This window comes from Marivita sp., assembly GCF_020055635.1.
Taxonomy (GTDB): domain Bacteria; phylum Pseudomonadota; class Alphaproteobacteria; order Rhodobacterales; family Rhodobacteraceae; genus Marivita.
In genome coordinates this window covers 15,000-28,467 of the sequence record NZ_JAIPUT010000014.1, presented here as the reverse complement: position 1 = coordinate 28,467, position 13,468 = coordinate 15,000, and the positions used below count along the sequence as shown (strand labels likewise).

Annotated in this window: 12 protein-coding genes; 9 read left to right on the top strand and 3 right to left on the bottom strand. The window is 64.4% G+C overall.

Features of this window, described 5'->3' with window-relative positions:
• Window positions 1–117 precede the first annotated feature (117 nt).
• The 3 genes from LCF60_RS09130 to LCF60_RS09120 all read right to left on the bottom strand — a co-directional run bounded on the left by LCF60_RS09130 (window position 118) and on the right by LCF60_RS09120 (window position 3,841).
• Window positions 118–891, bottom strand: coding sequence for an IclR family transcriptional regulator (locus LCF60_RS09130; RefSeq protein WP_292291285.1), 774 nt, complete (start codon window positions 889–891; stop codon window positions 118–120).
• Entirely contained in the window at window positions 888–2,804 is a 1,917-nt protein-coding gene (locus LCF60_RS09125; RefSeq protein WP_292291284.1) for a TRAP transporter fused permease subunit, read from the bottom strand. Before LCF60_RS09125 ends, LCF60_RS09130 begins: the two co-directional genes overlap by 4 nt.
• 86 nt (window positions 2,805–2,890) lie before the next feature.
• Window positions 2,891–3,841, bottom strand: a complete 951-nt coding sequence (locus LCF60_RS09120) for a TAXI family TRAP transporter solute-binding subunit (RefSeq protein WP_292291283.1) — start codon at window positions 3,839–3,841, stop codon at window positions 2,891–2,893.
• Window positions 3,842–3,952: 111 nt separating this feature from the next.
• Between LCF60_RS09120 and LCF60_RS09115 the strand changes: the two genes are divergently transcribed.
• The 9 genes from LCF60_RS09115 to LCF60_RS09075 all read left to right on the top strand — a co-directional run bounded on the left by LCF60_RS09115 (window position 3,953) and on the right by LCF60_RS09075 (window position 13,410).
• Window positions 3,953–5,647, top strand: a complete 1,695-nt coding sequence (locus tag LCF60_RS09115) for a thiamine pyrophosphate-requiring protein (protein ID WP_292291282.1) — start codon at window positions 3,953–3,955, stop codon at window positions 5,645–5,647.
• A complete protein-coding gene (locus LCF60_RS09110) occupies window positions 5,647–6,399 on the top strand; it encodes a sulfite exporter TauE/SafE family protein (RefSeq protein WP_292291281.1) in 753 nt (250 codons plus the stop codon). Before LCF60_RS09115 ends, LCF60_RS09110 begins: the two co-directional genes overlap by 1 nt.
• A gap of 154 nt (window positions 6,400–6,553) precedes the next feature.
• The gene (locus LCF60_RS09105) at window positions 6,554–7,282 is read left to right on the top strand and encodes a GntR family transcriptional regulator (RefSeq protein ID WP_292291280.1); all 729 of its coding nucleotides are present in this window, start codon (window positions 6,554–6,556) and stop codon (window positions 7,280–7,282) included.
• 23 nt (window positions 7,283–7,305) lie between these two features.
• A complete protein-coding gene (locus tag LCF60_RS09100) occupies window positions 7,306–8,712 on the top strand; it encodes an aminomethyltransferase family protein (protein ID WP_292291279.1) in 1,407 nt (468 codons plus the stop codon).
• Between the two features lie 92 nt (window positions 8,713–8,804).
• Complete coding sequence (locus LCF60_RS09095) at window positions 8,805–9,779, top strand: TRAP transporter substrate-binding protein (RefSeq protein ID WP_292291278.1); 975 nt, start codon at window positions 8,805–8,807, stop codon at window positions 9,777–9,779.
• A 3-nt stretch (window positions 9,780–9,782) separates the two neighbouring features.
• Window positions 9,783–10,286, top strand: coding sequence for a TRAP transporter small permease subunit (locus LCF60_RS09090; RefSeq protein WP_292291277.1), 504 nt, complete (start codon window positions 9,783–9,785; stop codon window positions 10,284–10,286).
• On the top strand, window positions 10,283–11,587 hold the full coding sequence (locus tag LCF60_RS09085) for a TRAP transporter large permease (RefSeq protein WP_292291276.1): 1,305 nt from the start codon (window positions 10,283–10,285) through the stop codon (window positions 11,585–11,587). Before LCF60_RS09090 ends, LCF60_RS09085 begins: the two co-directional genes overlap by 4 nt.
• Window positions 11,588–11,594: 7 nt before the next feature.
• On the top strand, window positions 11,595–12,554 hold the full coding sequence (locus LCF60_RS09080; RefSeq protein ID WP_292291275.1) for a VOC family protein: 960 nt from the start codon (window positions 11,595–11,597) through the stop codon (window positions 12,552–12,554).
• Between the two features lie 16 nt (window positions 12,555–12,570).
• Window positions 12,571–13,410 (top strand): arylamine N-acetyltransferase, encoded by an 840-nt coding sequence (locus tag LCF60_RS09075; protein WP_292291273.1) that lies wholly within the window; start codon window positions 12,571–12,573, stop codon window positions 13,408–13,410.
• The last annotated feature ends 58 nt before the right edge of the window (window positions 13,411–13,468 follow it).

The window sequence follows — 13,468 nt, the reverse complement described above, 5'->3', positions numbered from 1 at the left end:
CCTCCGACGCATCCGTGGTCGGGCGCGCGGTGGCTGGTCATGGCGGCCCACGCGTTGCCGCTGGGATGCCTTGCGGGGTCAGGGGTCATCTTGCCTCTCTTTCCGGTCAGTCATGGGTCAGGCGCTTGCCCGTGCTTGGGGATGCGACAGCGCGTCCGAGATCGCCTCGGCCCGGTCGCGGATGGTCTCGCGCAGCGCGGCAAGCCGGGTGTCGGTCAGGGTGGCTTCCTCGGTGGACAGGCACAGCGCGCCCACCGGGGTTCCGTCACCCGCAAGGATCGGCGCGGCAACACCGACCAGCCCCGGCGTGACCTCGCCCCGCGCGGTGGCGACGCGGTTGCGGCGGATGCGTTTCAGCTCGGTCAGAACCGCATCCTTGGTCGTGCCGATGCCCGAGGTGACAAAGGCATCGAGATAGTCGCTGACCAGCGCGGCACGGTCCTTGGGGGGCAGGAAAGCGACGATCGCCCGGCTGACCGCGCCCTTGCCGATCGGCATGGGGCGTCCGCGCGGGTAGGAGGACCGGGGTGTCGGTGTGGACACTTCGGACGCCACGCAGAGCATGTTCCGATCGTAGAACCTCACGACAAAGGCCGACCCCACGAAGGCCCGCGCCAACGCCTCGAGATGCGGATCCGACGCCGCGATCAGCGGATCGGACCGGCGCATGAGGAAATCGAGCTCGGTTACGCGGGGGCCAAGCGTGTAGCCCGCCTGCGGCAGCGACACGAGATAGCCCGCATCCTTGAGCGTCTTGAGATAGCGATAGAGCGTCGGGCGCGAAAACCCGAGCGCTTGCATCATGTCCTCGGGCGCCCATTCGGGGGTGTCCTCGGAAAACAGGCCAAGGATCGCCAGAAGCCGCTCGCCGGACCCGGAGACCGATCTCATTGTGCCTCCTCCGCCATGGGCGCGCTGCGCTTGCGGAAGAGTTCGCTTCCGATCAGCGCCAGACCCAGCACGACGCCCGCCGCATCGGTCAGGATCGCGCCCTCGAAGGCTCCGGCAGGCACCAGCGCCATCAGGCCGGTCACCATGAACAAGAGCCGTTTGAGCGGCGATAACCGGTCCGAGAAATACCCGGCCAGACCGGCGGAGACCAGCCAGACGCCAAGGCTTGCTGTGATCACGGCAAAGACGATCTCTCCGGTTTCGCCGATCAGGATCAGCGACGGGCTGAACACGAACAGCACCGGGATCACATAGGCCGCCCAGCCGAACCGCATCGCGGCCCAGCCGGTTGCCATGGCGGGGGCCTTGGCGATGGCGGCGGCGGCAAATGCGGCCATGGCGATGGGGGGCGTGATCATCGACATCATGCCGAAATAAAGCACGTAAAGATGCGCCGCGATGGGTTCGATCCCCACTTCGATCAGCGCAGGGGCGACCAGCGCGGCGAGCAACACATAAACGCCCAGCGTCGGCAGGCCCATGCCGAGGATGATGCAGACCACCGCCGACAATGCCAGCAGCGTGATCGCGCTGCCGCCGCCCACCTGCACCAGCGCATAGGTCAGGTTGAAGCTCAGACCGGTGATGTTGAGCACCCCGATCACCATGCCGGACGCGGCCGAGATCAGCAGGATCTCGACCACGCCGTGCCCGGTGCGGGCAAAGCTGCCGAAAAGCGCGCGGATCGTCGGGCGGACACCGCGATAGCCGAAGATCAGCGCAGTGCCGCACAGCGCCAGCGCCGACCAGAGGGCCGCGCGTTCGGGCTGGTAGCGCATCCAGAACAGCAGGTAGATCAGCACGGCAAAGGCGGTGGCGAAATGCAGGCCCACCAGAACAGTGCGGCGCGCCGGGATCTCGGATTCGGGCACGCGTTGAATGCCCAGCTTGGCCGCTTCCAGATCGGCCTGTATGAACAGCGCCACGTAGTAGAGCACTGCGGGCAGCAACGCCGCCATGACGATCTGGCTGTAGGGGATGGCGAGGAACTCGGCCATGAGGAAGGCTGACGCGCCCATCACCGGCGGCATGAGTTGCCCTCCGGTGGAGGCCACGGCCTCGATCGCGCCTGCCTTGTGGGCCGGGTAGCCATCGCGCTTGATCATCGGGATCGTGACAACGCCGGTGCCCACCACGTTGGCGACAGCCGAGCCCGAGATCGACCCGAAGAGGCCCGAGGCCAGAACCGAGATCTTCATCGACCCGCCGCGAAACCGGCCCATGCCGATCATCGCCGCATCGGTGAAGAACTGCGACCCGCCGGTGATACCCAAAAGCACGCCGAACAGGATGAACGCGATCACCACGGTGGACGCGACCGACATCGGCAGGCCGAGAATGCCATTGGAGTCGACCGCCAGATACCCTGTCAGCAATTGCCAGTTCTGCGGGCGCCCCTGAAGCCGTCCGGGGACCAGGTCTCCGAACAGCGCGTAAAGCAGAAAAACCCCGATGATCAGCACCAGCGCCCAACCGGTCGCGCGGCGCAGCGACTCCAACAGCAGAAGGATGATGATCCCGCTGGGGATCCAAAGCTCGGGCGGACGGGCGAAGATCATCAGCACCAGATCGGGATAGGAGACCGCGACGTAGCCCAAAGCGGCCATCGACAATCCGGCCAGGATCAGGTCATGCAGCGGCACATCCCCGCGCTCGGCCCCGCGCCGGGCGGGCAGGGTGAAGAAGGCCAATGGCAGGGCAAAGAACAGCACGCCTGCAAAGAATTGCTGCGGGTACAAATCCAGCCCCAGCTTGCGCTGCACCGACAGCGCCCAACCAACGGCCAGCAGGACCAGGCAGGCTGCAAGCAGATCGGCCAGGGGTCTGGCAAGGCGCATCGGAAGAGCAGGCATCAGGGGGGTCTGTTTCCTTGAGTGCAGTCAGGGTGAAAGATGGATCGCCCCGCGCGTCGCATCATGACCGCGCGGGGCAGGAGGGCTCAGTTCAGGCCGGTTTCCTCGAAGAAGCGCAGCGCGCCGGGGTGGAATTCCGCCACGCCGGGATCGCCCTTCATGTTTTCGGGCTTGAAGGCCCGGAACGGCGGAAAGGTGTCCGACATGACTTGCGCGTTTTCATACATCGCCTTGGTCATCGCGTAGACCACATCCTCCGGAGCGTTGGCGTGCGTGAAGACCACCTGCGGGAAGGCGATATAGACCGTGTCTTCCAGCACGCCGGGCATGGCGCCTGCGGGCAGCGTGGTGAAGAACGCCGTCGGCCAGTGTTCGCGGGCCGCAGCCAGTGCGGCTTCGCTGTCATCCTCGACCCCCAGCGCGCGCAGGCCGCCCACGGCCGCATCCGCCTCGCGCACCTTGCCGGCACCGTGGGCAAAGATGAACCCGACCGTGTCGCCGGCCATGAAGGCATCCGCCCCGGCCACGACACTGGCGACCGACACCTTTTCCACGTCGTCCCGCGTCATGCCGGCGGTGGCGTAGAAGGCCGCCAGCTGCGGCAGGATGGTGTTCTGCGCGGTATAGCCATCGGTCATCGGTTGACCCTTGAGGTCCGACACCTTCTGGATGTCGCCGTCGGCGCGCACGAAGATCGCCTCGACCAGCGGCATGAGATGCGCCACGACGCGCAGGTTGGGGTTGGTGCGTCCGCCCCACCATTCCTCGCCGGTGATGGCGTAGTTGACCTCTTGCAGGTTGGCCACGCCAAAATCGATGCCGCCCTGATCGACAAACGGAATGAACTGATTGGGGCTGGTGGCGGGCTGGATCGTGGTGTTCAGCCCGGCTTCGTTGGCGGCATTTGCGACCGCCGTGCCGATATTGTGGAACAGCGATCCGGGGTTCGATGTGGCGATGCCGACATTCTGCGCGCTGGCAGATGTGGCAATCGTCGCGCTCAGAAATACCGCCGCCGCGGTGAGTAGCGTCTTCATGGTTGTCCTCCCAAATGTGGTTCTCGTTTGGGTTAGAATCCCAATTATTGAGAATAAGTTGACTTTACGAAGGGTCAGCGGAATATCAAGCCTGAGATTCAGGGAGGATGTATGTTTGAAGATCAGGACCGTCCCAAGACCGGGGGCGAAGCGCTTTTGACCGCCCTGAAAGCGTGCGGGATCGACTATCTGTTCGCCAATGCCGGAACCGATTTTCCACCAATCATAGAAGGGCTTGCGCGGCTTCCTGAAGGTGATGTACCAACGCCCGTGACGGTGCCGCATGAAACTGCGGCGATGGCGATGGCGCATGGGCATTGGTTGGTCACCGGGCGTCCGCAGGCCGTCATGGTGCATGTGAATGTCGGTCTGGCCAACGCCGTGATGGGGGTGATCAACGCTGCGTCCGACAATATTCCGGTCTTCGTGCTGTCGGGGCGCACTCCGCTCACGGAATCGGGTCGCAAGGGGGGGCGCATGACGCCGATCCAGTACGGGCAGGAGATGTACGACCAGACCAGCCTCGTGCGCGACGTGGTCAAGTTCGACTACGAATTGCGCTACCCCGAACAGGCCGACAGCGTGACCAAACGGGCGGCCTCCCTGATGGTCAGCGCGCCCGAGGGGCCGGTCTACATGAGCCTGCCCAAGGAGCCGTTGACGGAGCCGCTACCGGACGGGTTCTTGCCCGCAGCGGTTCCCGCGCGCGCGCGCCCCGCCGCCCCGGACGCCCAGGCGATGCAAACGCTGGCTGCCTGGATCGCAGAGGCCAGGATGCCCGTTGTCCTGTGCCAGCGCGGCGATCCGCAGGGCAGGCTTTCGGCGCTTGTGTCCCGTTGTGCCGACGCGTTCGGGCTGGCGGTGGCCGAGCCGTTCAGCATCCGCAACGTGCTGGCCTCGGACGATCCGGCGCTGCTGGGCTACAATCCGAAAGCGGCAACCGCAGAGGCCGATCTGGTGATCGTGCTGGATTCTGGCGTGCCGTGGATCGAAGCGGTCAGCGCGCCGTCCAAGGACTGCCGCGTCGTGCATATCGGCCCGGACCCGCTGTTCCGCCGCATGCCGGTGCGCGGCTATCGCACCGATCTGGCGATCACCGCCGATCCGGTCATGGTGCTCGATGCGCTCATGGCACTGACACCTGATCCCGGTGCCCCCGACCGGCGGGACAGCGTGCATGCCAAGGTTTCGGCATCCCGCAACGCCACACCAAAACCCGTCGCGGGCGGCGACGGCCCGATGAGCGCGGAATGGATGAGCGCCTGTGTCTCGAACATCATGGACAAAGATGCGGTCGCGTTTTCCGAACTGGGGCTCCTGCTACCCCACATGACGCTCAATGGTCCGAACCGCGTGTTCTCCAACGTACATGCCGGTGGCCTTGGCTGGGCCATGCCCGCTGCTCTTGGTGCGCAACTGGCGGATCGCGACCGGCTTGTGATCGCCTGCGTGGGCGACGGATCGTACATGTTCGCCAACCCGGTCGCCTGCCACCAGATCGCCGAGGCATTGGGCCTGCCGATCCTCACGATCGTCAAGAACAACGCCATGTGGAACGCGGTGCGGCGGTCGGTGGTCAAGGGTTACCCGGACGGTGCCGCCGTACGCCAGAACCGTATTCCGCTGACCTCGCTCGAACCGCTGCCGGACTTCACGCAGATCGCCCGCGCCAGCCGTGCCCATGCCGAACGCATCGACCGGGGCGCAGATCTGCCCGACGCCCTGCGCCGCGCGGTCGAGATCATTCGCACCGAACGCCGTCAGGTCCTGCTCGACCTGTCGGTCGTGGCCTCGGACGACCATTGATGGACCCCGCATCCCTGGCCTTTGCCTTTGTCGGAATCGCGCTTGGCGGGTTCCTGAAAGGCGCCACCGGGGCAGGGGCGCCGGTGGTCGGCGTGCCGGTGCTTGCCATCGTGTTCGACGTGCCGATGGCGGTGGCGATCTTCTCGGTGCTGAACCTCTGCACCAATATCTGGCAAAGCTGGGCCTTCCGGTCCGAGGTGACCGAAAACCGCTTTGTCTGGACCTTCGCGGGGATGGGCGCTTTGGGGGCGATCGTCGGATCGGTGCTTCTGGCGTCGCTCCCGGTGCCGCTTCTGATGGCGGCGCTGGCGGGGGTGGTGTTCGCCTATATCGGCATCCGGCTGGCGCGGCCCAACTGGGTCCTGCCGCGCGCACGCGGGCGTCAGATGGGGCCGTTTGTGGGCCTTGTCGGCGGCGTGATGCAGGGCGCGGGCGGGTTGTCGGCCCCGGTGTCGATCACCTTCCTCAACGCGCTGAACCTGCCCCGCAAGGAGTTCATCGCCACAATCGCGATCTTCTTTCTGGCGATGTCGGCCACGCAGGTGCCCGCGCTTGCGGTGCTTGGCATCCTGACATGGGACCGGGTGCTGCTGGCGGTACTGGCGCTGATCCCGATGTTCATGGGCATCCCCGTCGGGTCCTGGGCCGCGCGGTTCCTGTCGAAACAGGCCTTCGACCGGCTGATCCTGTCGCTTCTGGCGGTGATCGCGGTCAAGCTGATCTGGGACGCGGCACAGGCGGGGCTCGTGTAGCCGGGCCATACAAATGGCCTTTTCCTGTATACAAAAACCATCAGTATCGCGTTCTGGGAGGCCGAAAACGAGATATTGACAGGTTCCTGTATACAATCTAACCCTGTTGGACAGAACGCCGCAGGGGAGAGCGGCGCGCGCCTGGGGAGGGTGCATGTCGGATCGCATGACGCAGTATGAAAAGGCGCTACTGGGCCTTCGCTCGCTTGTGATGAGCGGCGAATTCGCTGGCAGCGCGCGTCTGCCCGAGGTCGCACTTGCCGAACGGCTGGGCCTGTCGCGCACGCCGCTGCGCCAGGCGATGGACCGTCTGATCGACGAGGGCCTGCTGGAGCGTATCGAAACCGGGGGCTGCCGGGCGGCGCGCTTTACGCTCGACGACATCAACGATGCCATCGAACTGCGCGGCGTGATCGAAGGCACGGCGGCGCGGCTTGCCGCCGAGCGCGGGGCCGATCCGATGCGTCTTGCCGAGGTCGAGCAGGTGCTGGCCCGGATCGACACCGCCATCGCCGATCCCGCCAATATCGACTTTGACAGCTATGTGCGCGAAAACGCGGCCTTCCACAGCCTGCTCGCAGGTCTTGCCGGAAGCCAGATCGTGCAGCGCGAGGCCGACCGGGTGAGCCGCCTGCCATTGGCATCCCCCAGCGCGTTCCTGCGCGAACAGGAACTGATCCCGGATTTCAACGCGTCGCTCGTGCGCGCGCAGCACCAGCACCGCGCCATCATCGAAGCGATCCGCGCCCGCGAAGGCGCCCGCGCCGAATACCTGTCGCGCGAACATGCCCGCCTTGCGCGGCGCAACCTCGATTACCTTGCCAATGCCGGTCCGGGGGTCGCGATACGCGTGCCCGGCCTGTCGCTGTTATCCGCAGAATAAGATCTCAGGAGGAGACCAGATCTATGCCAAGCCTGTCAGACAAGATGAAGGAATGGGGCAACCCCGTTGAAATGCTTCGGAATTCCCAGATCGGGATGTATGTCTACCCGGTTGTGACCCCGGAATTCCGCAACTGGCGGGTAGAGCAGGAAGCATGGCGTCACAGCGCCGTTCTGTTCGACCAGTCGCATCATATGGACGAACTGATCGTCGAAGGCCCGCAGGCCGAGGAATTCCTTGCCTATCACGGCATCAACGCCTTCGGGAATTTCAACCTCAACCGCGCCAAGCATTACGTGCCGGTCACGCCGAACGGCCACGTCATCGGCGACCACATCATCTTCCGCGAGCGGGAGGACAAGTTCATCCTCGTGGGCCGCGCGCCGACCTCCAACTGGCTGATGTTCGCCGCCGCCTGGGGCAAGTGGAACGTGCGGATCAAGCACGATCCCCGCTCGACCTCGCGCCCCGAAGGCGAGCGCGTCTTGCGCACCCATTACCGCTACCAGATCCAGGGCCCCGACGCGCCGAAGATCTTTGAAAAGATGAACGGCGGCCCGATCCAGGACATCAAGTTCTTCCATGTCGACTGGATCAATATCGGCTCCAAAAAGGTGCAGGCGCTGCGCCACGGCATGTCCGGCGCGCCGGGTCTCGAAGTCTGGGGTCCGTATGAGGACAAGCACTACATCCACTCGACCATCCTTCAGGCCGCGAAGGACGCGGGCGTCGATCTGGTCCAGTGCGGCAGCCGCGCCTATTCGACCAACACGCTGGAATCCGGCTGGATTCCGTCGCCGCTGCCCGGCATCTACACCGGCGACGGCATGCTGGCCGATTACCGCGACTGGCTGGGCACCGACATGTACGAAGCGGCAGGCGCCATCGGCGGCAGCTTTGTGTCGGACAATATCGAGGACTATTACGTCAATCCGTTCGAGCTGGGCTACAACTTCTACATCGGCTGGAAGAAAGACGATTTCATCGGCAAGGACGCGCTTCTCAAGATGAAAGAGAGCAAGACCAACCGCAAGAAGGTCACCTTTGAGTGGAACAAGGAAGACGTGCTCAAGGTCATCGCCTCGGCCTTCGAGGACGGCATCCCCTACAAGTGGATCGACTTCCCGCAGCCGAACTACGCGTCGTCCTCGGCCGATATGGTCATGCATGGCGACAAGATGGTCGGCATGAGCATGTTCAACGGCTACAGCTACAACGAACGCTGCGTGCTGTCGCTGGGTGTTGTTGACCAGAGCGTTGAAATTGGAGACATCCTGACCATGCGCTGGGGCGAATCCGACGAGACGCAGAAAACATCCGCCGAAAAGCACAAGCAGGCCGAGATTCGGGTGCGGGTTTCGGAAACACCGTATTCAAGCGAGGCACGGGAAAGCTATGCTGCCGACAGCTGGCGGGCAAAAGCCGTCTGATCAGCAGAATTTCAGGGCGGCGGTCACACAGAAGGATCGCCGCCTGCAACACTCGGCCTGATCGGTTTCGGGCCTGACATGGGAGGAAAGACATGACACTCAGAACGACCTTTATCGGGGCCGCTTTGGCTGTGGCAGCCGCCGCACCGCTGGCCGCGCAGGAATTGAAATTCGCCAATTTCACGCCGCCGTTCCACACGGTCAACGCCAGCGTGATCGAAAAGCTGAACGCGGACCTGACCGAAGCCACCGGCGGAAGCCTGACGGTGCGCGGCTATCACGGCGGCGAACTGGGCGCGGGCCCGGTCGAGCAATATGTCCGCGCCGTGCAGGGCGTGGCCGACATGGTCTGGGGCCTGCCGGGCTATACGTCCCAGCAGTTCCAGAAGACCATGATCGTCGAACTGCCGGGCGTCCTGCCCGAAGGCAAGACGGGGGCCGACGCGCTGTGTGACGCGATGGACGAGATCTCGGGCGAATTTCCCGGCACCGTGCCGGTCGCGCTCTGGACGTCCGAGCCGAACATCATGATCATGAAGGACAAGGCGATCCGCACACCGGCCGATCTGGCGGGGCTCAAGATCCGCGTCGCCGGGGCAACGGCGGGCAAGGTGGCCGAGGCACTGGGCGCAACCCCGGTGCAGATGCCGATCAACCAGGTCTACAACGCGATGCAGACCGGCCTGATCGACGGCGTCTTCACCGGTGCATCGACGCTCAGCGACTTCAAACTCGACGAGGTCGCGGATGCCTACACGCTGGGCGCACCGCTGGGTCGCTTGGCGTTCTTCGCGGTGATGGGGCAGGGCTCGTATGACGCGCTGTCCGACGACGCGCAAGCGGCGCTCGACGAGGCCCGTGGCTGCGCGTTGGGCAACAACGCCGAAACCGCCTGGAACGCAACCGCCACCGAGGCGCTTGAAACCGCCCGCGCGGATGACGGCAACACCTTTGTCGATCTGACCGAAGACGAGGCGCAGGCCTTCGAAGAGGCGGTCTCCAACGTGGTGGCGGAGTATGTCGACAGCGTCGGCGGCGACGCCGCCCTGGCCGCGATGCAGGAATAAACCTTGGAGCGTATACGCACCCTTGCGGACAGGCTGATCGGCCTGTCCGCTGCCATTGGCGCGACTGCGCTGATCGGGATCGTGGTCGTGATCCTGATCGATGTGATCGGCCGCGCCTTCGGCAGCCCGCTCTACGGCAGCCAGGACATCACGACGATGGCGTCGGTGATCCTTGTCTTCGCGCCGATGGCGCTCTGTGACCGGCTTGGCGGGCATATCTCGGTCGATCTTCTGGAACGCTATTTCCCCGACGCCGTGAATCGCGGCATCGACATTTTCGTGGCCTTTCTGGGCGCCGTCATCTTTGGCTGGCTTGCCCTCGCCACCTGGGACAGTGCGCAACTGTCGTTGATGCTGAACCTGTCGACGAACCTTCTTTACCTGCAAAAGGCCTATTTTCAATGGGCCGCCATCGGGTTCATGTCGCTGGCATCACTGGGGCTTGCATTGCGCGCGCTTGAACTGCTGCTGACGGGCCGCGATGTCCGGACGGAGACCCGGTCATGACCGGGTCTGTCGCGGGTATCCTCGGCATCCTCGTGTTGTTCGCGCTGCTGCTGCTGCGGGTGCCGGTGGCGTTCTCGATGTTCGCCGTGGGCTTTGTCGGGATCTGGGGCCTCAACGGGCTGAACTCGGCCACTTCGCTGCTGGCCTCCGAGGCGTTCACGCTGGCCTCGTCGCCCGAACTGATCGTCATTCCGCTTTTCATCCTGATGGGCAATGTCGCGTCGCATACCGGCATGAGCCGTCAGCTTTTCGATGCGGCCTATGCGGTGATCGGGTCGATCCGGGGTGGCCTGGCCTCGGCCACGGTGATCGGCTGCGGCGGGTTCGCCGCGCTGTCGGGGTCGTCCGTCGCCTCGGCCCTGACCATGGGCAAGGTCGCGCTCGCGGAAATGGACCGCTTCAAATACGACGACCGCCTGTCGACCGGGGTCGTGGCCGCGGGCGGCACTCTGGGCATCCTGATCCCGCCCTCCACCGGCTTCGTGATCTACGCCATCCTGACCGAGCAATCCATTGGCCGGCTGTTTCTGGCCGGAGTGTTGCCGGGGCTGTTGCTTCTGTCGATGTTCGTGCTGGCCGTGTCGATCCTGTGCATGATCCGCCCGGATTTCGGCCCTCCCGGTCCAAAGACCGCGTTCATGGAAAAGATCCGCGCGATCGGCCGCGCCGGTCCCATTGTGCTTGTGATCTTCATCACCATCGGCGGCATGTATGGCGGGTTCTTTTCCCCCGTCGAGGCCGCCGCCGTCGGGGCAGGGGCTGTCATCCTGATCGGTGCGATCACGCGGCGGCTGAAACCCGCGATGCTCTGGGATGCGGCCAAGGACAGCGTCGTGACCACGGCCACGGTGATGCTGATCCTGATCGCGGCGCATATGATCAACCCGTTCCTCGCGCTCAGCCACATGACCGAACTGGTCGCCCAGGGCTTTGCCGCGCTCGACATGGGGCCGATGGGCAGCCTGCTGCTGATCCTGCTGATCTACATCATTCTCGGCTGCTTCCTTGAAGGCTTCGCGATGCTGGTGCTGACGCTGCCGATCTTCTTTCCCATCGTGCTGGAACTGGGCATCGACCCGATCTGGTTCGGCGTGCTGGTGGTTCTGGCGCTCGAAATGGGGCTGATCTCGCCACCGGTGGGGCTCAACGTGTTCATCGTGAAATCCGTGGCGCCCGGCGTGTCGCTGGGCCGGATCTTCACCGGCGTGATCCTTTTCTGGGTGATGATGCTGGCCACGCTGGCGATCCTCGTGGCCTTCCCGCAGATCTCGCTGTTCCTGCCAAACACCATGTTCAATTGAGGCGCTTATGACCGAACCCTGCTTTGACGTCGCACATCTTGGCCATGTCGAGGTCCTGACCGACAGGTTCGACGACAGCCTTGATTTCTTCACGCGGGTTTACGGGTTGAAACTGTCCGCGTTGGAGGGTGACAGCGCCTATCTGCGGGCGTGGGACGACTACGAGTTCCACACGCTCAAGCTGACCAAATCCGACAGCACAGGCGTGGCGCATATCGGGTACCGCGTGTCGTCCGAGGCGGCTCTCGAGCGGCGCGTCGCGGTGATCGAGGCGTCGGGCTACAAGGTGCAGGGATGGACCGAGGGCGACCTGGGCCATGGCCGCGCGTTTCGCTTTGAAGACCCGTTCGGGCATGTGTTCGAGCTTTACTGGGACACGGTGAAATACGACCCGCCCGAGGACGACAAACCCGCACTCAAGAACATGTCCAGCCGCTTTCACGCACAGGGCGTGTCGCCGCGCCGGATCGACCACCTGAACCTGCTGGCCGAGGATGTGACCCAGTTCCGTGACTTCATGATGACCTGTCTGGGCAGTCGCGTGACCGAACAGATCCGCCTGAACAACGGGCGGTTGGGCGGCTGCTGGTTCACCATCAACAACAAGACCTACGATCTGGCCTGCACCGAAGAACACGGCCGCGGCGAGAACCGCCTGCACCATGTGACCTATGCCACGGATCAGCGCGAAGACATCCTGCGCGCGGCCGACATCTTTCTGGAAAATGGCGTGCATATCGAAACCGGCCCGCACAAGCACGCCATTCAGGGGACGTTCTTTCTTTATGTCTGGGAACCGGCGGGCAACCGGGTGGAACTGGCCAACGCGGGTGCGCGGCTGATCCTGCAACCCGATTGGGAGACCGTCACCTGGACGGAAGACGAGCGCAAGAAGGGGCAGGCCTGGGGTCTCAAGACCATCGAGACCTTCCACACTCACGGCACGCCGCCGGTCGAAGAGGACTGACATCCACCGAGGACGCATGACACCCGAAACACCGACCGACACCACGTGGCTGCCCGAGTGGCTGGCCCGTTTGGAGATCGACGGGCAACCACCGGTCACGCGGGCAACGCTCGAAGACGTGACACGCGCGCATCTGGCGCGGATACCCTTCGAAAACCTGTCGGTTCTGGGGGGCGACGTGCCATCGCTCGACCTCGGATCGCTGACCCGAAAGCTGATCGCTCAGCGCCGGGGCGGCTATTGTTTCGAACTCAACCTGCTGCTCTGCACGGGTCTTTGCGCCCTGGGGTTCAAGGCCCGGCTGCTTATGGCGCGGGTGATGCGCAATCGCCCCGAACCGGGGCCCAGAACCCATTGCGTGGTGATCGTTACGATAGAAGGGACCGAGCATCTTGTCGATGTCGGCTTCGGCGGTCCGGGGCCGTCAGCCCCGCTTGAAATGCTGCGCGACACGCCTTTGGTGGCTGATGGCGTTGCGTTCCGTCTGGATGACCGCCCGGGGCTTGGCACCGTTCTCGGCCGTCGCTCCGCCAGCGGTGACTGGTCCGATCTCTATGCCTTCACCGACGAGGTGACGGCGCTGTCCGATCTTCAGGCGGGCAACTGGCTGGCGGCGACCCCGCCGGGATCGCTGTTCCGGCAAACGCTTGTCGTCGCGCGTCAGCAAGACGGACGGCGCTACACGCTCGAGGGCACGACCTTTCGGGAATTCCACGGCACGGCCCTTGTCCGGGAAACCTCGCTATTGGACGTGATCGCGGTTCTGACCTGTCTGCAGGACATGTTCGGGCTGACCGCCGATCCCACTCTGACCCAAGCCGTCGTCAAGTCGATGGCGCACGGCGGGGCGGGCTGACCCGAGGGTTGCACCGAAGGGACCGAACGGCAATACCTCCCCCTAAGATACATCGAAG

Excerpts from the sequence above, each read along its gene's own strand:
- LCF60_RS09130 (WP_292291285.1), bottom strand. The coding sequence starts at position 891 with ATGAGATCGGTCTCCGGGTCCGGCGAGCGGCTTCTGGCGATCCTTGGC.
- LCF60_RS09125 (WP_292291284.1), bottom strand. The coding sequence starts at position 2,804 with ATGCCTGCTCTTCCGATGCGCCTTGCCAGACCCCTGGCCGATCTGCTT.
- LCF60_RS09120 (WP_292291283.1), bottom strand. The coding sequence starts at position 3,841 with ATGAAGACGCTACTCACCGCGGCGGCGGTATTTCTGAGCGCGACGATT.
- LCF60_RS09115 (WP_292291282.1), top strand. The coding sequence starts at position 3,953 with ATGTTTGAAGATCAGGACCGTCCCAAGACCGGGGGCGAAGCGCTTTTG.
- LCF60_RS09110 (WP_292291281.1), top strand. The coding sequence starts at position 5,647 with ATGGACCCCGCATCCCTGGCCTTTGCCTTTGTCGGAATCGCGCTTGGC.
- LCF60_RS09105 (WP_292291280.1), top strand. The coding sequence starts at position 6,554 with ATGTCGGATCGCATGACGCAGTATGAAAAGGCGCTACTGGGCCTTCGC.
- LCF60_RS09100 (WP_292291279.1), top strand. The coding sequence starts at position 7,306 with ATGCCAAGCCTGTCAGACAAGATGAAGGAATGGGGCAACCCCGTTGAA.
- LCF60_RS09095 (WP_292291278.1), top strand. The coding sequence starts at position 8,805 with ATGACACTCAGAACGACCTTTATCGGGGCCGCTTTGGCTGTGGCAGCC.
- LCF60_RS09085 (WP_292291276.1), top strand. The coding sequence starts at position 10,283 with ATGACCGGGTCTGTCGCGGGTATCCTCGGCATCCTCGTGTTGTTCGCG.
- LCF60_RS09080 (WP_292291275.1), top strand. The coding sequence starts at position 11,595 with ATGACCGAACCCTGCTTTGACGTCGCACATCTTGGCCATGTCGAGGTC.
- LCF60_RS09075 (WP_292291273.1), top strand. The coding sequence starts at position 12,571 with ATGACACCCGAAACACCGACCGACACCACGTGGCTGCCCGAGTGGCTG.